The organism is Salinicola lusitanus (assembly GCF_003206045.1).
Lineage (GTDB): Bacteria > Pseudomonadota > Gammaproteobacteria > Pseudomonadales > Halomonadaceae > Salinicola > Salinicola lusitanus.
This window is the reverse complement of the sequence record NZ_PZJM01000009.1, coordinates 132,922-154,259: the sequence shown is the minus strand read 5'-3', so window position 1 is coordinate 154,259 and position 21,338 is coordinate 132,922. Positions and strand designations below refer to the sequence as shown.

Genomic DNA, 21,338 nt, shown 5'->3' with positions numbered 1-21,338 from the left:
GGATGGCGAAGATTGTGCCAACGTTTGCTCCCTACTGGCTTTGCTTGCTCGAATTGGCCGCTATCAATGCTCTGGTTAAAACAGCGCGGAAGAAAAGTTTGCAAGCGGTCAGTAGGGGCAGCTGCCCATAGACGTGCTCTCTAGGCGGCCTGGAGCGGTAGCTACATGGTCGCAGGTGGGGCGGCCATACGGTTAGCTATGAGGCTGAGAGGTATATTGTATGGTATATCTAGATTTTCGAACTTAGGGAATTTTAAACTAAAACAGATATTTACCTGTCATTATAGAATCCTGCTGGGCGCGCCATCTGGACTTCCTGAACCTTCCGAGAACGTCCAAAAATCGTAAGCAAAACGCTTATAAATCAGTAGTTTTTAGTCCTTTCCCTTCCTAAGCGTTCCTACCGAATCCAGCCGCAATGTGGTACAGATCAGGGTTTATAACCCCCTGTTCGTAAAACCTCGCTATACCCCAGTGCCTCTAACTATCAGAAAAACCGAATCAATCGCCGTCATCTGGCCAGGTCAGAATCTCCATGCCGGAATAGGGCTTTTGCCTACAGGCTTCCAGCCTGCTGCTTAGATCACCCACGTGGATCTCGAGCTTATGGCCATCAGGATCGAGGAAGTAGAACGAATCTCCCTCGCTTCGATTCTGCCGCCACGCTTTCACGCCCTTGGCTTTCAGGTGTTCGACGGTGGGCGTGAATTCATCGGCCGTAACCGTGAAGGCGTAGTGTGTGTATTCGGGATGCGGTTCGCTGCCGCGGTGCTCGTCCAGGGTGAGACAAAGCCATAATCCCTCAAGCGATAGGTACGCTCCCGTATCCCACTGGGCATTCAGCGTCAGCCCAAGCGTTTCCCGGTAAAATTCAGTGCTTCTACTCAACTCAGAGACGGCGAGTGTTAGGTGGTTTAGACCCTTGAGCATGCTTGGCTCCTGCATGTGACAGATTTTTCTGAATCTCACGAGGATCAGAGCATCGCAATCGCTGGCCATCAATGAAAGCTGCGGGGTCGAAGGATCGGGCCGGGAAGTGAAACGACCGCTGGCCAGCCTCGACCGTAACCCCATCCAACCCCTTCGCGTGTCAGGAGGGAGGGAGTTTGCCCAATCCTAGGTTCAATGGCGTTCGACACGTTGGAGGAAGGAATCAGGAACACTCAGGCTATTTCCCTCTGGTCCCACTAAGAAATCACGTGTGTAACAACGCATTGGGAAGATGAGAAACGTTACCGATTGTGAAGCGACGCAGAATTGCACAATCATGCGGTTGATCATTCGCCCCCTGGCGAGCGAATTGGGTAAATTGAAGCCATGACGACTTTTCCCGCGAACGCCATCCGTATCATTTGTATCCTGCACGGCAGGGTGGGGTAGCGTTCGCCTTTCACCACCTGCCTCCGACGTCGGGTGATCATCTCTTCCAGGAGGCCAAGTCGAGAGCCTCCCATGGCAGACAATCCTTCCGCTGAATCACATCCCGTCGCCGCTCTCATTCGGCAGGCCGACCGTCTGATCACCGCCGAGGACTTTGACCGTCTAATGGCGATCTATGATGAGGACGCCACCCTGGTGGTGAAGCCTGGCCTAGTCGTATCCGGCAGAGCACGCATTCGACTAGCATTCGAAGCCATCGCCGATCACTTCGAGCATCGGCTGACCGTGACCCAGGGAGCCATGGAGATCGTCGAAGGCAGCGACACCGCGCTGGTAGTCATGGAAACACTGCTCGAGATTCCAAATGGCGACGGTGGAGCGCTCATACCAATGAGACGTAAGGCTACGTATGTCTTCCGCCGCTCAGCGGACGGGCAATGGCCCTGCACCGTCGACAACTCCTATGGCACAGATCTTCTCGAGGACGCTTCTGGGCGCTGTAGTGCTCTAGCAGCGTACGGCTCGAGGTGGCTGCTCGAGCCCTCTTCTAGCAGCGAGTAAGCGGCTATGTCTGAGTCGCGCTCACGTGGCCAGCTTTCGCCGCTCGATCCGCTTGCGACTCGCTGGCGCGCTGTCGACTCCCCGCCCCGCCCGTGCGCTAAATGGGTCGGTTTTGTTGCAATGGCAGCGGTGGGTTCAAACTGCGCGGTTACTGGGCGGCGCGGCGACTAGTGGAAAAAACGATGCGAAATGATGCATTTTGCTGCTTACTCGACGAAAGGCTACTCACACCAGATAGAGATGTAGGATCAGATGTGCCAAATTGATACAAAAGATGATGCTGTCAAGGCTTGATGAGGCTCAGGCTGTCCACACAAGCGGGATGTTAGCTATTTGTCGGATACCTTGGACAGCTCACTCGTAAAGCAGCATCAGACGCCAGATAGCGAGCACACTTTGATAAAGGTTAAAGGGGGTATAAGTGAAAAATGTTCGTCTAATAACAAGTGAGCGTTCGGAGTATCAAAGCACTATTATCCATACAGGAAAAGATTACACGTTGAATGAGATGAGATTTTTGTTGAGTTTTTTAGAATCGGTTGAGATAACGAAAAAGAGTTTTGCTTGTTTCAATGTGAGTGTGGATGGAGCTGAAGATTCAAATTATCTTGAAAATAAAGTAAAGATGGCAGTTTCCGATGATTGTATGCGCATCAGCATCAATAATAAATCACAGTATTCAGATCTGGCCAGGGACATCGTATGTCGAGCATTGAAACAACAAGGTCTTTGGGATTAATTCCGTTCAATTTTCATCGCTTAGATACTAATAACATAGTTGCTGCTAGTATTTCTGGTGACTATATCTTTCTAAAGCAAAATGAGTTATGTACTTTACTTAAAAAGCCGGACGAACTGAGCAGTAAGTTAAAAAACCAGCTAGAAGCAAAATATTTCGTTGCTCCAGAAGGGCGACTTAAAAGGTCTAGTTTAAGGCTTATCCAGTCGCGAATTATCTCAAAGAAGGAAACCGTTTTAGGGGGAGTGTCATTATTTATTGTCGTTCCAACACTACAATGCGAGCATACCTGTCAGTATTGCCAAGTTAGTAGAAGCCTAAATGATACGAACTATTCGTTGTCAAAAAAAGATGTTGATAAGATAGCTGAGGCTGTGTTTCAAACATCATCAAATGCCATAACAATTGAGTTTCAAGGTGGCGATCCCTTACTGCGCTTTGATCTGATTCGTTATGCAATTGATGAAATAGACAAGAAAAGAAGCGATAGTGATAAAAAGATTCGCTTCGTAATAACCTCCACTTTACACCAGCTAACGGCGGAAATGTGCGAGTACTTCAGGGCTAAGGATGTGTATCTTTCCACAAGTATCGATGGACCTGCATGGTTGCATAATGTTAATCGACCTATCCCAGGGAAAAATTCTTTTGAAAGAACAGTAGAAGGTATCAAGCTGGCGCGTGATTTGATAGGAGCGGATCGAGTCTCTGCTTTGATGACCACGACAAGAAAATCGCTGAATTACGCCAATGAGATAGTTGATGAATATATAAGACTTGGGTTCAATGAAATATTCATACGCCCCTTAAGTTTGTACGGTTTTGCTAATCGGAATATAAAAAGGCTGGGTTATACAGTCCAGGATTTCTTGGATTTTTACGACCAGGCATTCAATAGAGTTCTATATTGGAATCGACAAGGTGTAGAATTACGGGAAGCCACGGCTTCACTAATTTTCAATAAAATTTTATCACCGTTTGACGCCGGCTATGTAGATTTGCAAAGTCCCAATGGAGCCGGTCTCGCCACTTTAGTTTTTAACTATGATGGCTTTGTCTATCCAAGTGACGAAGCTAGAATGCTCGCTGAGACTGGCGACCAAAGTTTGCGTCTTGGAGAGATTGGGGAACACCTAAGTCATTACAGAAACCATGATGTTGTTAAAAGCATCGTTGCTAGCAGTCTTTCCGCCGAAAGAGATGGTTGCAAACAGTGTGCTTTCAACAATTATTGCGGTCCTGATCCTGTTAGTGAACAGGCCCAAAACGGTTTCATGGGGGGCAATGTATTGGAAACTGATCACTGCAAAAGGAATAAATGGTTTTTCGACTATTTTTTCAAGAAGCTGAAAAATGCTGATCCATGTGATTTAGACTTGGCATATCAATGGGCTTACCCAGCGAGTTAGAGGATGACATGAGAAAAATTACTGCTCTAACAAGCGGCTTTAATCAAAGAGTCGTAGCTAGGATATGTCATCTAGAAAATATCCAAAACGAGTGGAGGTCGGACCTCAATTTTATTGTAAAAATTGAAGACTCAAAGAGTTTGGAATTGCTGTTAAAGCTTTCTGAAGCGGGTGTTAATAACGTCTGGCCTATGGCCAGGGCTAAAGAAATATTGTCGTCATGGGCTTGGGAGTGGGTAGTAACTGACTTTGACTTTGTTTTCGATGGGGACGTCGTAGCCACACATGATGGGATGAATCATGTACATGTGCTTTATAGGGAGGCAGATTCTCACCACACGGTATTTCTCACCAATAGGTGTAATAGCAATTGCTTGATGTGCTCGCAGCCCCCTACACGTCATGACGATTCATGGCTGATCGATGAAGCGATTGAAGTTTCACGGCATATTCGTGACAATCCTAAGAATATCGGCTTCACAGGTGGGGAGCCTTTATTATTAAGTGACGATCTCAAAATTGTCTTTGACACATTTTTTCAAGATCATCCCATGACTGAATTCGACATTCTTAGTAACGGTCGTTTGCTCTCGGACTCTACTCACGCAAAAAATCTACTGAGAGACCTTAAAGCTAATGTCACTTGGATGATCCCTCTTTATGGACATGTTGAGTATCTTCACGACTTCGTTGTACAAAGATATGGCGCCTTCGACGAAACGCTGCTGGGAATGCTTGAACTTCACAGCTACCAGCAGTTAATACAAGTTAGAACGGTTTTAATAGAGCCGGTGCTTGAAAACTTAACAGAGCTTTGTGAGTTTATTGGAAGAAACCTTCCTTTCGTTAGAGAAGTCGCGTTGATGGGATGCGAGCCCATCGGATTCGCCTTGGCGAATCGTGATGTTTGCAATACAGATCTTAGAAAATGGCACTCATCTCTCCAAGAGAGCGTGCGAATTTTGGAGAGGTATCGGGTACCTGTGGTTTTGATGAACATGCCTCTGTGTGTGCTACCTAACAGTTTAAAAAAATACGCGCAGAAGAGTATATCTGACTGGAAACAAAAATTTCTACCAGAGTGCGACGGTTGTGCTGAACAGCCAGATTGCTCCGGTGTTTTTGAATGGTTCGACCCTTCCAAAGAGCTTACAAAATTAGAAAAAATTGAGGTGGTCCAATATGCCTAGGTTCATTAAATCACTATCACTTTTTCTGGCTGGTGCAGCAGGTTTCAATGCGAATGCTAGCGCGACTGAAATAACGTCAGATACGAAATTCACACCAGATCTGACTCCTATTAGTCTCCGTCCGCTGAACATGCCGGGCGACAATATGTATGCAGCGCACCGGTCCCATTCCTCGCATTCATCTCATGCATCGCACCGCTCTGGCAGCGGATCTTATTCTGCGCCGAGTAAAAGATATAGCTCACCACGTCCGCCATTACCCAGCTCAGGAGTGAGGAGAGGAACTACAGGGTCGAGCCAACCGGTAGATCCAGGCCGGCCCGCTACGGTGACCTCTCGCAGTGGCAATGATATTGATCCTTCAGATGTTTCTCTGCAGGATCTTGTGAGGCGAGTTCAACTCGCCTTGGTCGTGCAGGGTTACGAGCCGGGAAGTGTGGATGGAGTCATGGGGCCGAAAACTAGATCTGCTTTGCGCAGCTTCCAGAAAGACAATCATTTAGAAGTCACTGGTCGAATGACAAACGAAACTTTGAATTCGCTAAATGTAGTAGCTCGATGAAGCTGAACCACGTATTCACTCATGTCTGTGCTTTAGGGGCTGGCATTGGTATTGGAGTGTGTAGTCTATGGGCTTATGAAAATATTGAATCTAAATTGACAATGTCCAAAAATGCTAACAACTACAAGCGGCTAGCGTATGAATGCGACATGGCGATGCATGAAGAAGTTACAATTAGACAGCTTGAATTTGAAAGAGAGCAATTGCCTGATATGCGGCTTAGCGCTGACGTTGGTATGTTAGTGTGCCACGAGTATGACAAGCTGAGGAAAAAGATGCTCTCCGAGGGTGTATCAGACAATGAGCTTGCCATTCTGGGTCTTGAGGCACTTGAGAATGAGCAAATAACGGTTGAGCAAATGGTAGATTCACATCGAATGGATCGTATGTGATGAAATTGGCTATTATATTTTTAGTTAGTTTAACTCAAATGATAGCCTCCTTAGCAAATGCAGAACGAATTGTTTATGATGATCCATTGATTAGAAAAGTGTTTGCGGCATACTCTGTGGAGAGATATTTTCCTGCCCAGCCATTATTAAATGACGAAATTAGGTTGGGGCGCGCTCTATTCTTCGACCCACTTTTAAGTGGGCCAAAAAATGTTGCCTGTGCAGCGTGCCACATTCGAAGCGCCGGTAGTGTTGATGGTTTAACATTCCCAGTAGGGGTCGGGGGACAAGGAGTCGGTAATAAGAGGCTAGAATCAGGTAGCGCTTATATTATACCTAGAAATGTTTTGCCCTTTGTTAATCGCAGTAGTGATGAATTTTCCTCGTATTTTTGGGATGGACGGGTACAAGCTGGAGTAGGCGCAACCATTGAGACTCCTCTTGGGGAAAACTTGCCTGACGGGTTTCGTAATCTCCTAGCGGCTGCGGCAATTTTCCCTTTAATCGAGTCTGATGAGATGCTCGGTAGGTCACGCGATAGAGTTGGAAATTCCAGCAATAACCTGCACCATGAGCTCGTTGACTCGTCGGTCGACTCTGACAATTTTCAGGAGCGCTCTGTTGACGTGTTCTCTAATATAATGAAACGGCTAATAGGTAGTGAAGAATCACTCACACCAACTCAGGCCGAATATAGAAAGTTGTTTGGCAACGCTTACCCTTATGCTAAATCATTTACTATTGTCGATGTTGGGAATGCCCTTTCATCTTATATAGATTTCGCTTTTAGAGTTGGCCGGTCTCCATTTGATCGGTATGTGTCTGGGGATGATAATGCGATTACCGTCTCACAAAAAGCCGGTGCCATTGTTTTTTGGGGGAAAGGGCGTTGTGCAGTATGTCACTCTAATAGTGAGTTCTCAGACTTCAAGTTTCATAGTTTAGCCGTGCCTCAGCTATCAGTCGGAAAGAATGGAGCTAATCTCGATTACGGTCGAGGTAAAGCCACTGGGGAAGCCGATGAGAGATTTCTATTTAGGACTCCTCCGCTCCGCAATGTAACTAAAACCGGTCCTTGGGGGCATAATGGGTCATTCAATAAGTTGTCCGATATCATTATCCACCATTTCAATCCAGTGCCATACCTTTATAGAGCGCAGCGAAATGACCCGAGTGAGGCGCAGATGGCAGGTAGACTACTACGATATCGCTCACCAATTCTGGCGGAAATTTTCCCGATTTCAGAAGCGGATGTCGAAAATTTGGTGTCCTTTATGAGCGCTTTGGATTCCGATTTCTTAGCCTCCGACGAGGAGGCGATACCTAAACGAGTTCCTTCTGGTATGAATCAGTTCATTAAGCATGAGTAGTTTCTTGAGTTGATAGATTTCCAAGTTCAAGTTATATGATTGGTTTTTACAGGATGTTATCTTGAAGAAGCTTTTTTGTTATCACTGGTAATTTCTTTGCTAGCTGCTGCGCCAATCGAGTCTTCCACCTAATTAACGATTGGAAGCTGGAATATAAAGCATTTGGGATGGGGTAATGGAAAACGCTTAGATGTTGTGAAAAGTCCTAAGTGGTGGTGGTTTATGGGTGCTTGAAGAGGTCATGGATTTAGATGCCATGCCTGATCTTGAAAAATCTTTGGAGATACAGACAGGTGAGGGTTGGAGTTCGATGACCTCTCATTTATTCGGTCGAAATAGATACCATGAGAGCTACGCGTTTGTCTGGCGTGATAGTGCTGTCGAATATGCGTAAGGAGTATTAGTATATTTAGATCCAAAAGATATTTTTTGCCCGTGAGCCATTCATGTCGCAATTTAGAGATAAATCAGACCATTTCCTTTATACCTTGGCTGCTTTACATATTGTCTACGGTGACGGCTAGAAAGATCGCCAACTTGAAGTGAGCGAGCTTTTAAATGTCTGGCGGTGGATGAGTGATATTTTTCCTGAGAGCCATTTGGTAATTGCTGGGGGTTTTAATTCACCACCCTCTGATTCAGCTTGGCAGAAATTAAGGTCTATCGGGCTGGAACCCGCTATAAAGTTTGGTGCTTCAACTCTGATAAAGGCTGATGATAAATTTTCTAATTTGTACGACGATTTTTGGTATAACAGTTCTGATTTCGAAATAACTCATTCTGGCGTAATAAATTACCCCAAAATGCTAGGGGTGATTCACGATATCGCAAGAAGTGTTGTCTTAGATCATGCACCGATCATCTTCACGACAGGGGAGGCCGTTCCACGTTTCACTAACATTTCACATTGACCACAGATGAAGAATATCAGCCCTTCTCGTCTGTTCCTATTAACAGCAATTGATAATAGCTGTCGTTTACGTGTGTAGAGACCGATTCCCCCGAGAGATGCAATGATATAGATAAAGGTATAGAAATATTTTATAAGATAAAGAACGTGATAAAAACAGATATCTATGCCTATTATTCTAATCCTGCTGGTCGCTATATGAGTCCCCCCTGGGATCGCCTTTGATGTGCTGTGTCGCCGTTGTCCGGCTCGAGATGGGGGCACATCAGCTCGCGGAACCAGGCGACGAAGGCGTCGACCCGCGGGGTCCGATTCTGGCGGTGGGGATAGAGTATCGAGACGTCGAGTGGCTCGGCGGTAAACGTCGGCAATAGCTCGACCAGGGTGCCGTCCCGGAGCTGGTCGAGAACGTCGTAGCGGGGGACCTGGATGATCCCGAGCCCTGCCTCGCAGCAGGCGATGTAGTTCTCGGCATTGTTGACCAATACCTGGCAGGGCAGTTCCAGGCGCTGCGGGGCCCCCTCGCTATGGTAGTCGAACGTACTGGCGTCACCGGTGGCCGTCTCGCTGGCGGCGTAGCCGACCAGACGATGGCCCTGCGTCAGGAGCTGATCGAGCGTCTGGGGCACGCCATGGCGGGAGAGATACTCATGGCTGGCGCAGTTGACGATCTTCACTCGCCCAAGCCGCTGGACCACCAGCGTGCTGTCTTGTAGCGGGCCGAAGCGAACGGCGCAGTCGATGCCTTCGGCGATCAGATCCACCGGGCGATCGGTGGCTCGCAACTGCAACTGGAGGTTGGTGTGCCGTGCCAACCAGTCGGGCAGTGCCGGCGTCAGCAGGCGACGACCGACTCGGCTGGGAACGTCGACGGTGAGCCGCCCGGAGAGTTCGAGATGGGGCGGCAGGAACATGCGCTCCAGACGGTCGTTCTCCTCGATCAGATAGCGAGCCCGGACGAGCAGCCGTTCACCGTCATGGGTCAGGTGAACCTGTCGGGTACTGCGATTCAGCAGACGCGTGCCGATGGCTTTCTCCAGGCGCTGGATCGCCAGCGAGACCGAGGCCCGTGGCCACTCCAGCTTGTGCGCGGCGCGCGTGAAACTGCCCAGCTCGGCGACCGTGACGAAGGCTCGCAGGCGGTCGATTCTGTCGGCGCGGTGCCCGCCGAGGTGCCGCGATGGGCGGTCGTCGGGAGGCGTCACCATGGGGGCACTCCCCGGCGGGACTTTGGCGGCCACACCCTTGCCGGGGCCAGAACCTGGGCGGCGAGGCACGGCAGCAAGCTCTGCGACGTACCGAGCAGGTGCAGGTAGGTGCGCGGGAAGTGGGCTGGCGGGCGGCTCGCGAACGCGTGAACCCGGTCGAACGGCAGCCCGATGCGGCGCCCCGGTGCTTCCCTGTCGCCGCGCCGGCGTATCAGGGGGTGGTTGCGTTCCGCCACTGCCGTTCTCCTTCCGCCTCGTATCGCCAGTCTCTGGCGCTTGCCCGCCAGGCTACTTGGTCGTGTAGCCACCGTTGGTCAGGATCGTCTGGCCCGTCATCCACCAGCCTTCGGTGACCAGATGACGAATCAACGGTACCACGTCCTCGATGTCGGTCAGTCCCGTCTTGCTGAACGATGACAGGGCGGCGGCGGATTTATGGAATGCCACGGCGTCCTCGCCCTCCTGGCCATAGAAGAATGGCGTGTCCATCGGGCCGGGGCCGACGGCGGTGACGGAAATGCCGCGTTCGCCGAACTCGTGCGCGGCGGCTCGGGTGAAGTGTTCCACCGGCGCCTTGGCCCCGGCATAGGTAGAGTAGAAGGGGGTGAATGCGCCCAGTAGCGAGGTCACCAGAGTGACGATCTTGCCATGGTCGTCGAGCGTGCGACCGGCTTCCTTGAGGAAGAAGAAGGCGCTCTTGGCGTTGATGTCGAACATGCGGTCGTACTCGGCCTCGCTGATCTCCAGCATCGGCTTTTTCAGCACCATGCCGACGGTGTTGACGGCGATGTCCAGGCTACCGAAGTGCGCCTTGGCGTCGTCGAACAGCCGGGTGACGTTGGCGGGTCGAGTCAGGTCTCCCGGGAACAGCTCAGCCTCGGCGCCAAGGGCCTTCACCTCGCGAGCCGTTTCCTCGGCCGCGTCGCGGGAGGCGTCGCTGTGATAGTGGATCGCGATGGCCTGGGCGCCGTTGCGAGCCAGGTCGCGGGCCAGCAGGCCTCCCAGGTTCTTGGCACCCCCGGCAATCAGCACGACTTTGTTCTGAAGCGTATGGTCAGCCATGACGGCACTCCTTGTGAGTCGGTGTGATGAATGTCCCGATGACAAGAAGCAGTCTAGTGATTCGTCTTCGCCAGATAATGCCCCTGGCCCGAACAACACTATCCAAGGCGATCGACCAATCGGCAGTTCCATCCGCCGCGCCTGATGCCCGTCGGCTGATTGTCCGGTAGCGTGGAGGAGACGAGGGTGCCGCCCAGGCCTCGAACGCCTGGTAACAAGGAGAGCAACATGAATTGGGAATTCCTACTCGTGTTCTTGCCGGCGTGTTTTGCCTTGAACATGGCGTTCGGGCCGAACAATCTGCTGGCGACGACCAACGCCGCGCGCGTGGGCCCGTTCAAGGCGGTCATCGCTTCGCTTGGACGCATCGCTGCCTTTATTCCCATGATCGCGATCGCCGGTATCGGGCTCGGCACGCTGCTGACGACCTCGATGTGGTTTTTCACCCTCGTCAAATGGATCGGCGCAGCCTACCTGGCGTGGTTGGGGTTGAAACTGTTGCTTGGCGCGCCACGAGCCGTGGAGTTCGAGGATTCCGTGCCCCGTTCAGTTGGCTCTCTGATGAGACAGGAGTTCCTGGTCGCCGCCGGCAATCCCAAGGCGATTCTGATTTTCACGGCCTTTCTTCCGCAGTTCGTCGCGCCCGATCACTATGCCCTGAGCTTCACGATCCTGGGGACGCTGTTTCTGGCGATGGAGGTGTTGGCAGTCGCGGTGTATGCCGTCCTGGGCAGCAGGATCGGCAAGTACCTGCGCAGCGGCAGAGCCATGCAGTGGTTCAACCGTGCCAGCGGCAGCCTGATGCTGCTCTTCAGCCTGGGGCTGTTGGCGATGAAACGACCGGATAGCTGAGGGCTGAACGATGGTAGCGTTCAGCCGCGACTTTCCACAGGGGCGTGGTCCGCGGATGCCCGACCGGCTAGCCTCGTCGGCGGTATCTGGCCGGTGGCAGCCGCTGGCCGCGCCGGCTGAGGATGAGCTGTCGTATGCGGTCGGCTATCCAGGCCTTGGCGAGGTTCTCCTCATCGAATTGGCAATCGGCGATAACGATAGTGTGGTTCTTGCCAGGTACATGGAACGAGGGGTGATAGGCTGCCAAGCGCCCGCCCTCGTGGCGGGGGCAGGCCCCGTAGCGAGTTTCCACGTCGGGCACGCCCGCCTCGCAGATGTGGAGATCATAGGCGGTGGCGATCTGATGACTGGCGTAGTCGAACCGCTGCAAGGCCGTGGTGTGACGCCGTCGGGCGCGACCGTCGTCTTCCGATAAAGGCAGACCATCGGGGCTGGAACGATGCATTTCATCCTCGACACGGGACGCGGCAGATAGCTTGTGTACCAAATGTACATAAAAGGGGTCTTGAGTACAAACTTCGTACGGCGATGAAGTCTGACGAGGGAGCACCGCTCTCTGTGGGGTCAATCCTCGGTGTCGGATCGGGGCGTGGCGTTCGTCGCTGCCAGGTAGTCCGCCCTGGCGTCTTCGCTGCGATATCGCTGGTGTTCGAGATTGGAGAGACGTCTGGCGATCTGTTCGAGGAGCAGTAGATCGGCTTCATCCATTTCGCCGGACAATACGGCCTGCTCTATCTGGCGCAGCGCCTCGGCGGACCTCTCGGACGGCTGTCGAGTGCGGGTGGGGGAGGGTTCGCGGACATCCAGGGAGGCGGCGTCGGCGTCAGGGGGCGTCGGCGTGTCGCTTCTCAGCATCTCCCCCCGGCCGTAGTCTAGCCACTCTTCACGGATACCGAGCCAACGGGCCAGCGCGACCTTTCTGTCATGGCCCGGGCGAGCTTCCCCGTTCAGCCATTTGCTGGCGGCCTTGGGCGTGACACGCATGGCTCGGGCCAGGCGTGCGCCCATCCCATAGCCGTCCTTGCCTGCGCGACGGAGCGCCATGTGAAGTCGGGAGCTGAACTCATCCCGGTTACCGGTGTGAACCATGGGTTCAATGTTCCCACCGGTTGAATGTACTTTCAGTACCTGATAATCATGTACTCGAAGTACAGGTAAAGGGGGTTGTCATGAGCGCGATCCGTCTTGCGGTCGAGCAACTCGGTGGCGTGTCACGCTGCGCCCGGATCTGCGGGGTCTCGCCGTCGGCGGTCTGCAAGTGGCTACGCCGGGAGCGGCTGCCCCGCACGGAGTACACCGGTGAAACCCACCATGCGACGAGAATGGCCGAGGCAAGCGAGGGTGCCTTCACGGCCGCGTGGTTGCTGGCTAATGCCGGTCCCACGACGCCCTTCGCGGCGGCCGGCGACCCGTTGGCCGCCGAGGACCCGCCTGGCGCGGAAGGCTCGACCGAGCAGACCGATGCTCATCCGCAGGGGCGTAGCGCATCGATGACACGATAACGCAACGAATTCATTGATTTAACCGAAGGTTTTTTTAATCAGATGTTAAGGAGGTCAGCCAATAAAAAGGCCCAGCCGAAACTGGGCAAAAGTCAGACCATGAGGGTGGATAATAACAATAATAGCTGTGGAAATGTGATTGTTATTTTACTGTATTTGGCAAAGTGCCAAAAGGTTTTTCCTATTATTGTCGTCCTGTATTTGGTAGGGGATTCTCGGAAATATTGATTTTACTTATATAGAATTAACCTGATTAGAATTCAATTTATTATTGCTTTCTTCTTCACAGGTTTTGAGAACAGCACGATTTCGACCGCCACGCTTTGCCTCGTAGAGTGCATCGTCCGCTCTCTTCATCCAGCGCTTGACATCGTCGGTAGGGTGCAGTCCGGTAATACCCAGGGAGGTTGTGATTTGGCAGGAAGGGTCGCCAAGCCGGCTGGCGATAATCGCACGCAGGTCTTCCGCCACTTTGACAGCATGGATCTCTTCGATATCCGCCAGAACTAGTACGAATTCCTCACCGCCGAAGCGGAATAGACAGTCATCTAACCTCACACTCCGGCGGATGAGACTGGCGCATTTCGCCAGCACCTCATCGCCATAGGCGTGTCCGAAACGGTCGTTGACACTCTTGAAATTGTCCAGATCCAGGAGGATGAGAGAGCTGGGTCGCCCTTCGTCGAGCAGTCTATGCCTGGCGTGAGCCAGTGACTCCTCGAGTGATCGGCGGTTGCGGGCGCCGGTCAGGGCATCGTGGGTCGCAAGCCTCTTCAGGGCTTTCTGCTGCAGGTCGCTCCTTCTGGCGTAGAGATAGGCGCAGCTGTTTGCCGTGATGCTGGACGCGATGAAGGAGAGAATACTTTCGGGCGGTGAGAACTGCAGCAGTATTGGAATCATCACGATACTCATGATGATGTTGATCAGGAGTGCACGTCTGGCATCCGTTAGAAAGAAATTCGTCAGCATCATGGGGAACGACCAGAATACGCCTACGAGCCCGAGAACATTGGTAGTTATCCCGGCAAAAAGAGCGCTGGTGCTCGCCAGGATGAATCCACCCCGTTGGCTGTCATCGGCCCACCAGGAGTAGCCGACGATACAGAGGATAAGGAGGAGGCAGATGCCGTCGAAGATGCCTTTTTCGAAACTGCCTTGAGCGAATCTGTAAATACTGAACGGTAGCAGGGTAAGCGTCTCGCAGACACCCAGAAGCGAGATGACTCGAAGGACGAAGTCCCGTCTCAAACGATTTCTGATGGACCTCATCCATATTTTCATGAGACCGACTCCCCGCCTACTGTCCCTGAGCCATTCAAGCCACGGTCTGGCTTGGTAATATTTCCTTACATTCAGCGTAGTCAAATTTCTCAGGCAGGAGAATGCGATTTCTTTTCCCCATTTTCCATGACGCTTTTTGGCAAGGTAAGGGACTGTTTTTGATGACTTGTTTCGGGTAAAGGCACCCAGGTCAATTGCATTTTTTCCTGGGCCATGACCGTCGAAATGGCGCTCGGCGGACGGCGTACCGAAGGGATGGCAAGGAAAATAAGGCGCTACGGCGGGAGAACGACGAGCCGCCACTGGCATCTTGCCGCCAGCGGCTCGGGGAGGGATAAGCGAGCTTACAGCGTGGTGAAACTGACTTCGCCACTGCCTCGTGGGGCGAGCTGCGCTGCCCCGTAATGCATGCGCTGCAGCATCACTCTGCCTTTCACCGACCAGCGAATTACGGCTTGCCGGAACGTTGATGGCCAGTGGCGTGGCCGACGCTTCGCAACAACTGGGCGGCCGCGCCACTGTGTCCGCCGATCAGGGGCTCGCCGTTGTCGCGGGTCGGCAGCGCAGGGTATTGAGCGGTCCGCTCGAGGTCGAGCGCTTCGCGCTGTGCGGGGAAGAGAGCGTTGATGGCATCGCTGGCCTGAGCAGAAGCGGGCAGTGGGCGCCGATCCATGACGTCATTGTCGGATGATCCCTGTCAGGCCGCTGACAGAGCTCTCTGAAACAGACTGTCGACACCAATGTATCTTGAGGCTGGGTTTGCCCTTCCTTTAGCTGAAAACACCAAAAAGGGAGCCGAGGGCTCCCTTGATGGACTAGCGCTGTCTTCATGCCCGAAGGCGGAGACTTACAGGCTGGCGAAGTTCACTTCGACATTGCCTTTGTCATTGCTGACGGACTGGGTGGCGTTTCGCAGCGCCTGGCGTGCGGCGTCGCTCTGCCCTTCGCCGATCAGACCGTTATGGGACGGATCAACATCGGTGCTCAGTTGAGTCGAGTCGGCAACGTTCTGCAGAGCCTGGTCGGCAGCGGCGCTGTGGCCACCGTTGACGGTGTCGACGCTGTAGCGGGTCGGCAGCGCATGGTACTGCGCGGTCTGCTCGATGCTGAGCGGTTCGCTCTGCTGGTCGAAATGACGCTCGGCTGTCAGGCTGTTGGCCTGGGCGGCGGCGGGCAGGGCGACGGCAATGGCGATGGCTGCGAGAATGCGATTTTTCATGGTGTGGCCTCCAAAATGTCTTTTCTACTGATGGCCTCTCGGCCTCAATCTGTGATGACATTATGGGAGCCTGTTCTTTAGTCTGCTAATCACGTGTAGTGAATTCGACTATCGATGGGATTAATACAAAGGTCGAAGCCATGAGACGTGGCGATAGTGTAAACCTTATTTCTGCGTTCAGGGAATGCTGGGGCAAGGCTGCTGCCGAGACGGCCCCAGGGGCGGCGAGCGCCACCTCTTTGCTCCACGTCGCCGCGCCCGCCATAATGGGTTCCTCCTAGCCACCGCTTGTCAGCCAGAGTACGCCATGACCCGCCCCCCTCGGGACGACGCTCCCGCCGATGCCCCCACTGCTGCCGAATCGCAGGTCAACGTGGGTGACGTCGCCTATCTGCGCGTGACGAAGGTCAATGACATCGGCGCTTTCCTGAACTGGGGCCGCCCCAAGGATCTGCTGCTGCCGTTCGGCGAGCAGCGCTTTCGCCCCGACGAGGGCAAGCGGGTGCTGGTGATGATCTACGTCGACGATCGCATGCGCCCGGTGGCCAGCATGAAACTCGACAAGTTCCTGCAGGATGAGTCGGAAGGCCTGAAGACGGGGGATCGCGTGTCGCTGGTGATCTCGGACTTGACCGATCTGGGCGCCAAGGCGGTGGTCAACAGCCGGTTCTGGGGGCTGCTGTATCACGATGACATGTCGCGCCCGCTACGCCGGGGTGATCGTCTGGATGGCTATGTGCGCCGGGTGCGCGACGACGCGCGCCTGGATCTCTCGCTGTTGCCGCCGGGGCAGGCACGCCTGGATGTGGTCGGCGACAAGGTGCTGGCAGCGCTGGCCGCCAATGACGGGTTCCTGGCCCTTGGCGACAAGAGCCCGGCCGATGTCATCAAGGCGCGCCTCGGGGTCAGCAAGAATGCCTTCAAGCAGGCCATCGGCCGGCTCTACAAGCAGCGCCGGATCGTGATCGAAGACGATGGTATCCGATGGATCGAGGGCGACTGACCCCTCTCCGTCAGCGCTGCTGCCAGGCGCGATACCATGCCAACCCTGTCTCGGTCTCCCGGCGCGGTCTGTATTCGCAACCCAGCCAGCCGTCATAGCCATTCTCGTCGAGCTGCTCGAATAGCCACGGGTAGTTGACCTCGCCGGTATCCGGCTCATGCCGTTCGGGTACGCCGGCGATCTGGATATGGCCGACGCCATCGCGATAGCGCTGATAGGTCTGCCAGATATCTCCATCCATGATCTGGGTGTGGTAGAAATCCATCTGCACCTTGACGTTGGGCTCGTTCAACTCCTCGAGAATGGCGTGGCCATCGGCCTGGTGATTGAGAAAGTAGCCAGGCATGTCGCGGGTATTGATCGGCTCGATCAGCAGCGTCAGGTTGTGCTCGGCAAGCTTTCTGGCTGCAAACCTCAGATTTTCCAGGTAAATCTCCCTTGCCGTAGTGAAGAATGTTTCACGGGAAACATCATCGGTCGCGGCCTCCGGAACCAGCCCGGCCATGGCGTGCAGGCGCGGGCAGTTCAACACACTGGCATAGCGAATGGCGGTATCGACACTTTCCCGAAACTCCGCCTCGCGGCCGGGCAGGGCAGCCAGCCCGCGCTCGCCGGCAGCCCAGTCGCCCGGCGGCAGGTTGAACAGCACCTGCTCAAGCCCGTGACGCTTCAGCTCGGCGGCGATGGCGTCGGGCTCGAAGTCGTAGGGGAACAGGAACTCGACCCCGGCGAAACCGTTGGCGGCGGCCTTGGCGAAGCGCTCCATGAACGGGACTTCGTTAAACATCATGCTGAGATTGGCGGCGAAGCGCGGCATGGCCTGATTCCTCGGTTATCCCATCAATAGTGTGTAGAAAGACGCGGTAGTGCGGTTCTCGGAGGCGAGGCTCCGGCTACCACTGAGCGCCAAACGCATCGCGCAGTTCGTCGATCTCCTTCTCGTTCAGGGTGCGCACGTCGTGCTGACGCAGCAGCAGATAGAGCTTGGCGGTCTCCTCCAGCTCCTCGATGGCGTTGCGCGCGGCTTCCAGGGTCTTTCCCGCCACCACCGGGCCGTGATTGGCCAGGAGTACCGCGGCATGATCGGCGGCGTAGTCGCGCACGGCGTCGCCCAGCGCGGCGTCGCCCGGGCGATAGTAGGGCACCAGCGGCAAGCGGCCGACCCGCATCACGAAGTAGGGCGTGATCGGCGGCAGGCAGGAGTGCTCGTCGAGCCCGTTGAGACAGGAGACCGCCGCCGAGTGCGTGGCGTGGAGATGGATGATGCCGCCGGTATCCGGGCGCTGTTCGTAGAAGGCCCGGTGCAGGAAGGACTCCTTGGTCGGCGGCTTGCCGGCGAGCAGGTTGCCGTCCCAGTCGAGCTTGGAAATCTCCGCCGGATCCAGCGCGCCCAGGCTGGCGTTGGTCGGTGTCATCAGCCAGCCGTCTTCGAGCTTGGCGCTGATATTGCCGGAGGTGCCGGGCGCCATGCCCAGATTGCGGAACGAGCGGCCGATCTCGGCAATCTCCTCGCGCAGGCGGTTCTCGGTTGCGGATGTCGAAGTGTGAATCGCGGTCATGGCATCAGTTTCCAGGCTTTGGTCATGAAATCGGTGGCGCCGAAGTTGCCGGACTTGAGTGCCAGCGCCAGCGGTTCGTCGGTACCGAGGGTGGTCGTCCAAGGTACGCCGGGGTCGATGCTTTCACCGATCCGCAGCCCCTGCACGCCGAGTGCGCCGACCACGGCGCCGGAGGTCTCGCCACCCGCCACCAGCAACCGGCGCACGCCAAGCCGGCCGACCAGCTCGGCGGCGATCTCGGCCATGGCGTGCTCGACCAGCTCGCCGGCCTCCTGCACGCCGAGTCGCTGCTGGGCAAGACGCACCTCCTCGGGTGAGGCGCTGGCATAGATCAGCACGGGACCGGCCTCCAGATGTGCTTCGGCGTGTTCCAGCGCGCCATCGACGACGCGCCGGTAGTCGTCGGCCAGCGCCTGCGCGTCGAGGTGCACGCTGGGCATGTGCTGCCGGGCATGTTCGATCTGGACCAGCGTGGCCCGCGAACAGCTGCCGCTCAGCACCGCCTCGAGACCCGCGACGGGGTCGAGCCGGGCGGCATCTTCGGTATGGCCGAGGCGCTCGGCGACATTGGCCGGCAAGCCCAGCGCCAGGCCGGAACCCGCGGTCACCAGCGGCAGCTCGCGGCAGGCGCGGGCCAGCACCAGCAGGTCGTCGTTATCGATGGCGTCGCAGATCGCGATGCCGACGCCCTCGGCTCGGAGCGCCTCGATGCGCGCGCTCACGGCGGCATCACCCTGGCGTAGCGTGGTGTAGTCGATCAGGCCCACGGTGTGGCGAGTCTGGGCGCCGAGGACGCGGACCAGATTGGCGTCGGTCATCGGCGTCAGCGGGTGATCCTGCATGCCGCTTTCATTGAGCGGGACGCCGTTGGCGAACAGATAGCCGTTGAACACGCTGCGACGATTGGCCGGCAGCGCCGGGCAGGCGACGGTGAAGTCGGTTTCCAGCGCTTCCATCAGCGCCTCGGTGACCGGGCCGATGTTGCCCGCCGGGGTCGAATCGAAGGTCGAGCAGTACTTGAAGTAGAACTGCTCGCAGCCCTGTTCGCGCAGCCAGTCGAGCGCCCGGATCGATTGTTCGATGGCGTCCTTGGCAGGGATCGTGCGCGACTTCAGCGCCACCACTACCGCATCGACATCCGCTTCCAGCTGTATGTCGGGTGTGCCGATGGTCTGCAGCGTGCGCATCCCGGCGCCGACCAGCTGGCTGGCGAGATCGGTAGCGCCGGTGAAGTCATCGGCGATGCAGCCCAGAATCGGTCGGGCGCGGGGCCGTCGCTCGCCCGTTTTCGAAAGAGAGTCTGCCATCGCTCAAGCACCTCCGTGATCGTTGGGACCGGCGTCGGGCCCGGCGCTGGGGCCTGTATCAGCGCCATCCGTGCCGAAACCGGCGTCGTTGGCCGCCGTGCCGGGCAGCTCGATGCCCGGATAGATCTTGATCACCGCCGAGTCGTCCTCGCGGCCCAGCCCCTGGGCGGAGGCGAGGGTGAACTGACTCAGCGCCTGGGCGGTCAGCGGCAGCGGGAACTTGTCGCGATGGGCGGTATCGTGAACGATCCCCAGATCCTTGACGAAGATATCCACCGCCGAGTGCGGGGTGTAGTCGCCGGCCAGGATGTGCGGCACCCGGTTTTCGAACATCCACGAGTTGCCGGCGCTCTGGGTGATCACCTCGTAAAGCGTCTGCGGATCGCAGCCGCCGCGAATGCCGTAGGCCATCGCCTCGGCGGCGGCGGCGATATGCACGCCCGCCAGCAGCTGATTGACCAGTTTCACCTGGGAGCCCTGGCCGAGCTCGTCGCCGAGCCGGAACACCTTGGCGGCGAGGGCATCGAGGACCGCTTCGGCGCGCTCGAACAGCGCCGCGGGGCCGGAGGTCATCATCGTCAACTGACCGGCGGCGGCCTTGACCGACCCGCCCGAAATCGGCGCATCGAGCAGGTGAACGTCACGCTCGACGAGGTCGGCCCCCAGCGCCTGCACGGCATCCGGGGCGCAGGTCGCACATGAGATCACCAGGCTGCCCGGCTTCAATCCCGGCAGCAGGCCGTCACCGCCGAACAACACGCTGCGGGTCTGCTCGGCGTTGACCACTACGGTCAGCACGATCTCGACCTCGGCCGCCATCGCTGCGGGCGTCGCCACGGCGTGCCCGCCCCCCTTGGCAAAACCCGCCCGCGCTTCCTCGCGGAGGTCGCAGCCCCAGGTCTCGAAGCCGGCGCGGACCAGCGACAGGGCCATGCCCATCCCCATCGAGCCCAGCCCGATGACCCCGACCCGCGGTCGTAGTGTGGTACTCATCGCGAATTGCCTCCCGTGGATTCTGTCGATGATATCGAGGCCGATCCGCGCTGCGCTTCCACGCGCTCGAGCAGATCGGTCGGCGCCTGGCGCAGGCGCGTTTCGGCGTGTTCCAGATGCGTGGCGGCGGCGCGGGCGGCGGCCTCGCCATCGCCGGCGGCGATGGCATCGAGTATCGCCTGGTGCTCGGCAACGACCTGCTGCATGAAGGTGTCGCGCAGCGATTCGTTGGTCCGCGTCACCCGGATCGCCTGGTGCAGAAAGCGGTTGTAGAAATCGAGCACGGCGGTGAAGTGGCTGTTGTTGGCCGCTTCGGCGATGGCGCGGTGGAAGGCGAGATCCTGGTCGACACCGGAAAGCCCTGCCTCGACCGCTTCATCGATGTCCGCCATGGCGTTTCGGATTCGACGCAACTGGGAGGGGGTGTGGCGTTCGGCGGCGAGCCGGGCGGCTTCCACCTCCAGCGGACGCCGCAGCTCCAGCACCTCGACCACCGACTGCAGGTCGGGATCGGGAATCGCCAGACGCAGCGAGACCGTCGGGGATTCGGCGACGAAGCTGCCGCTGCCGCGACGCGAGGTGACGAGCCCCCCATTGCGCAACATCGATATCGCTTCGCGCACCACCGAGCGGCTGATGCCGAATCGCTCGCCCAGCGCCGCCTCGGTGGGCAGGCGCGCGCCGCGGCCCCATTCGCCGGCCTGGATGGCATCGCTCAGCCGTTGGGCGACCTGTTCGGAGAGCTGCGGCCCGCGCGATGGCGGGTCCGGGGTTTCACTCACGCGGCTGTTTCGCGGTTCTGGATTCACGGTTGGGATCTCTCATGCGTTCGTCGAAGC

Annotated in this window: 23 protein-coding genes; 10 read left to right on the top strand and 13 right to left on the bottom strand. The window is 56.1% G+C overall.

The annotated features are described in order from the left end of the window. Positions 1 to 501: 501 nt before the first annotated feature. The gene (gene fos / locus DOM45_RS14055; RefSeq protein WP_110601515.1) at positions 502 to 930 is read right to left on the bottom strand and encodes a fosfomycin resistance glutathione transferase; all 429 of its coding nucleotides are present in this window, start codon (positions 928 to 930) and stop codon (positions 502 to 504) included. A 522-nt stretch (positions 931 to 1,452) separates the two neighbouring features. Here fos and DOM45_RS14050 point away from each other — a divergent pair. The 7 genes from DOM45_RS14050 to DOM45_RS14025 all read left to right on the top strand — a co-directional run bounded on the left by DOM45_RS14050 (position 1,453) and on the right by DOM45_RS14025 (position 7,603). Next, positions 1,453 to 1,941, top strand: coding sequence for a YybH family protein (locus DOM45_RS14050; RefSeq protein WP_110601513.1), 489 nt, complete (start codon positions 1,453 to 1,455; stop codon positions 1,939 to 1,941). Positions 1,942 to 2,362: 421 nt separating this feature from the next. Then, the gene (locus DOM45_RS20090) at positions 2,363 to 2,680 is read left to right on the top strand and encodes a hypothetical protein (RefSeq protein WP_157958440.1); all 318 of its coding nucleotides are present in this window, start codon (positions 2,363 to 2,365) and stop codon (positions 2,678 to 2,680) included. Next, a complete protein-coding gene (hxsB, locus tag DOM45_RS14045; RefSeq protein WP_110601512.1) occupies positions 2,644 to 4,089 on the top strand; it encodes a His-Xaa-Ser system radical SAM maturase HxsB in 1,446 nt (481 codons plus the stop codon). The genes DOM45_RS20090 and hxsB overlap by 37 nt, the downstream gene beginning before the upstream one ends. Positions 4,090 to 4,097: 8 nt before the next feature. Beyond that, positions 4,098 to 5,279, top strand: coding sequence for a His-Xaa-Ser system radical SAM maturase HxsC (hxsC, locus tag DOM45_RS14040; protein ID WP_110601510.1), 1,182 nt, complete (start codon positions 4,098 to 4,100; stop codon positions 5,277 to 5,279). Continuing rightward, positions 5,272 to 5,841 carry a His-Xaa-Ser repeat protein HxsA gene (gene hxsA / locus DOM45_RS20500; protein ID WP_110601508.1) on the top strand — a complete coding sequence of 190 codons (570 nt, stop codon included), beginning with the start codon at positions 5,272 to 5,274 and terminating at the stop codon, positions 5,839 to 5,841. The genes hxsC and hxsA overlap by 8 nt, the downstream gene beginning before the upstream one ends. Then, positions 5,838 to 6,233, top strand: a complete 396-nt coding sequence (locus DOM45_RS14030; RefSeq protein ID WP_157958439.1) for a TIGR03982 family His-Xaa-Ser system protein — start codon at positions 5,838 to 5,840, stop codon at positions 6,231 to 6,233. Before hxsA ends, DOM45_RS14030 begins: the two co-directional genes overlap by 4 nt. Further along, positions 6,233 to 7,603 carry a His-Xaa-Ser system-associated MauG-like protein gene (locus DOM45_RS14025; protein WP_205909473.1) on the top strand — a complete coding sequence of 457 codons (1,371 nt, stop codon included), beginning with the start codon at positions 6,233 to 6,235 and terminating at the stop codon, positions 7,601 to 7,603. The genes DOM45_RS14030 and DOM45_RS14025 overlap by 1 nt, the downstream gene beginning before the upstream one ends. A 1,104-nt stretch (positions 7,604 to 8,707) precedes the next feature. Here the strand turns inward: DOM45_RS14025 and DOM45_RS14020 are convergent. Both DOM45_RS14020 and DOM45_RS14015 read right to left on the bottom strand, forming a co-directional pair. Further along, complete coding sequence (locus tag DOM45_RS14020) at positions 8,708 to 9,721, bottom strand: LysR family transcriptional regulator (protein WP_110601505.1); 1,014 nt, start codon at positions 9,719 to 9,721, stop codon at positions 8,708 to 8,710. A gap of 288 nt (positions 9,722 to 10,009) precedes the next feature. Next, the gene (locus DOM45_RS14015; RefSeq protein ID WP_110601504.1) at positions 10,010 to 10,783 is read right to left on the bottom strand and encodes an SDR family oxidoreductase; all 774 of its coding nucleotides are present in this window, start codon (positions 10,781 to 10,783) and stop codon (positions 10,010 to 10,012) included. 228 nt (positions 10,784 to 11,011) lie between these two features. On the opposite strand from DOM45_RS14015, the gene DOM45_RS14010 reads away from it, so the two are divergent. Continuing rightward, positions 11,012 to 11,635: a LysE family translocator gene (locus DOM45_RS14010; protein ID WP_110601502.1), complete on the top strand. Its 624-nt coding sequence runs from the start codon at positions 11,012 to 11,014 to the stop codon at positions 11,633 to 11,635. 67 nt (positions 11,636 to 11,702) lie between these two features. On the opposite strand, the gene DOM45_RS20085 is transcribed toward DOM45_RS14010, so the two are convergent. Together DOM45_RS20085 and DOM45_RS14000 are read right to left on the bottom strand one after the other, a co-directional pair. Beyond that, positions 11,703 to 12,080, bottom strand: coding sequence for a hypothetical protein (locus tag DOM45_RS20085; protein WP_157958438.1), 378 nt, complete (start codon positions 12,078 to 12,080; stop codon positions 11,703 to 11,705). A gap of 119 nt (positions 12,081 to 12,199) precedes the next feature. Continuing rightward, positions 12,200 to 12,724, bottom strand: coding sequence for a hypothetical protein (locus tag DOM45_RS14000; RefSeq protein WP_110601499.1), 525 nt, complete (start codon positions 12,722 to 12,724; stop codon positions 12,200 to 12,202). Positions 12,725 to 12,804: 80 nt separating this feature from the next. On the opposite strand from DOM45_RS14000, the gene DOM45_RS20235 reads away from it, so the two are divergent. Further along, the gene (locus DOM45_RS20235) at positions 12,805 to 13,137 is read left to right on the top strand and encodes a helix-turn-helix domain-containing protein (RefSeq protein WP_205909472.1); all 333 of its coding nucleotides are present in this window, start codon (positions 12,805 to 12,807) and stop codon (positions 13,135 to 13,137) included. 234 nt (positions 13,138 to 13,371) lie between these two features. On the opposite strand, the gene DOM45_RS13990 is transcribed toward DOM45_RS20235, so the two are convergent. From DOM45_RS13990 to DOM45_RS13980, 3 genes are all read right to left on the bottom strand, one after another. Next, the gene (locus DOM45_RS13990; RefSeq protein WP_157958437.1) at positions 13,372 to 14,418 is read right to left on the bottom strand and encodes a GGDEF domain-containing protein; all 1,047 of its coding nucleotides are present in this window, start codon (positions 14,416 to 14,418) and stop codon (positions 13,372 to 13,374) included. Positions 14,419 to 14,866: 448 nt separating this feature from the next. Then, positions 14,867 to 15,091, bottom strand: a complete 225-nt coding sequence (locus tag DOM45_RS20080) for a hypothetical protein (RefSeq protein ID WP_157958436.1) — start codon at positions 15,089 to 15,091, stop codon at positions 14,867 to 14,869. A gap of 174 nt (positions 15,092 to 15,265) precedes the next feature. Continuing rightward, positions 15,266 to 15,637 carry a hypothetical protein gene (locus DOM45_RS13980; RefSeq protein ID WP_110601493.1) on the bottom strand — a complete coding sequence of 124 codons (372 nt, stop codon included), beginning with the start codon at positions 15,635 to 15,637 and terminating at the stop codon, positions 15,266 to 15,268. A gap of 307 nt (positions 15,638 to 15,944) precedes the next feature. Here DOM45_RS13980 and DOM45_RS13975 point away from each other — a divergent pair, with 307 nt between their 5' ends. Beyond that, positions 15,945 to 16,640 carry a CvfB family protein gene (locus tag DOM45_RS13975; protein ID WP_110601491.1) on the top strand — a complete coding sequence of 232 codons (696 nt, stop codon included), beginning with the start codon at positions 15,945 to 15,947 and terminating at the stop codon, positions 16,638 to 16,640. Positions 16,641 to 16,650: 10 nt separating this feature from the next. Here the strand turns inward: DOM45_RS13975 and otnI are convergent, their stop codons facing one another. From otnI to DOM45_RS13950, 5 genes are all read right to left on the bottom strand, one after another. Next, complete coding sequence (gene otnI, locus DOM45_RS13970; protein ID WP_110601489.1) at positions 16,651 to 17,457, bottom strand: 2-oxo-tetronate isomerase; 807 nt, start codon at positions 17,455 to 17,457, stop codon at positions 16,651 to 16,653. Between the two features lie 76 nt (positions 17,458 to 17,533). Next, the gene (gene otnC / locus DOM45_RS13965) at positions 17,534 to 18,199 is read right to left on the bottom strand and encodes a 3-oxo-tetronate 4-phosphate decarboxylase (RefSeq protein ID WP_110601487.1); all 666 of its coding nucleotides are present in this window, start codon (positions 18,197 to 18,199) and stop codon (positions 17,534 to 17,536) included. Further along, the gene (gene otnK / locus DOM45_RS13960; protein WP_110601486.1) at positions 18,196 to 19,506 is read right to left on the bottom strand and encodes a 3-oxo-tetronate kinase; all 1,311 of its coding nucleotides are present in this window, start codon (positions 19,504 to 19,506) and stop codon (positions 18,196 to 18,198) included. The genes otnC and otnK overlap by 4 nt, the downstream gene beginning before the upstream one ends. A gap of 3 nt (positions 19,507 to 19,509) precedes the next feature. Then, positions 19,510 to 20,499, bottom strand: coding sequence for an L-threonate dehydrogenase (ltnD, locus tag DOM45_RS13955; protein WP_110601484.1), 990 nt, complete (start codon positions 20,497 to 20,499; stop codon positions 19,510 to 19,512). Then, positions 20,496 to 21,281: a FadR/GntR family transcriptional regulator gene (locus DOM45_RS13950; protein ID WP_110601483.1), complete on the bottom strand. Its 786-nt coding sequence runs from the start codon at positions 21,279 to 21,281 to the stop codon at positions 20,496 to 20,498. Before DOM45_RS13950 ends, ltnD begins: the two co-directional genes overlap by 4 nt. Between the last annotated feature and the right edge of the window lie 57 nt (positions 21,282 to 21,338).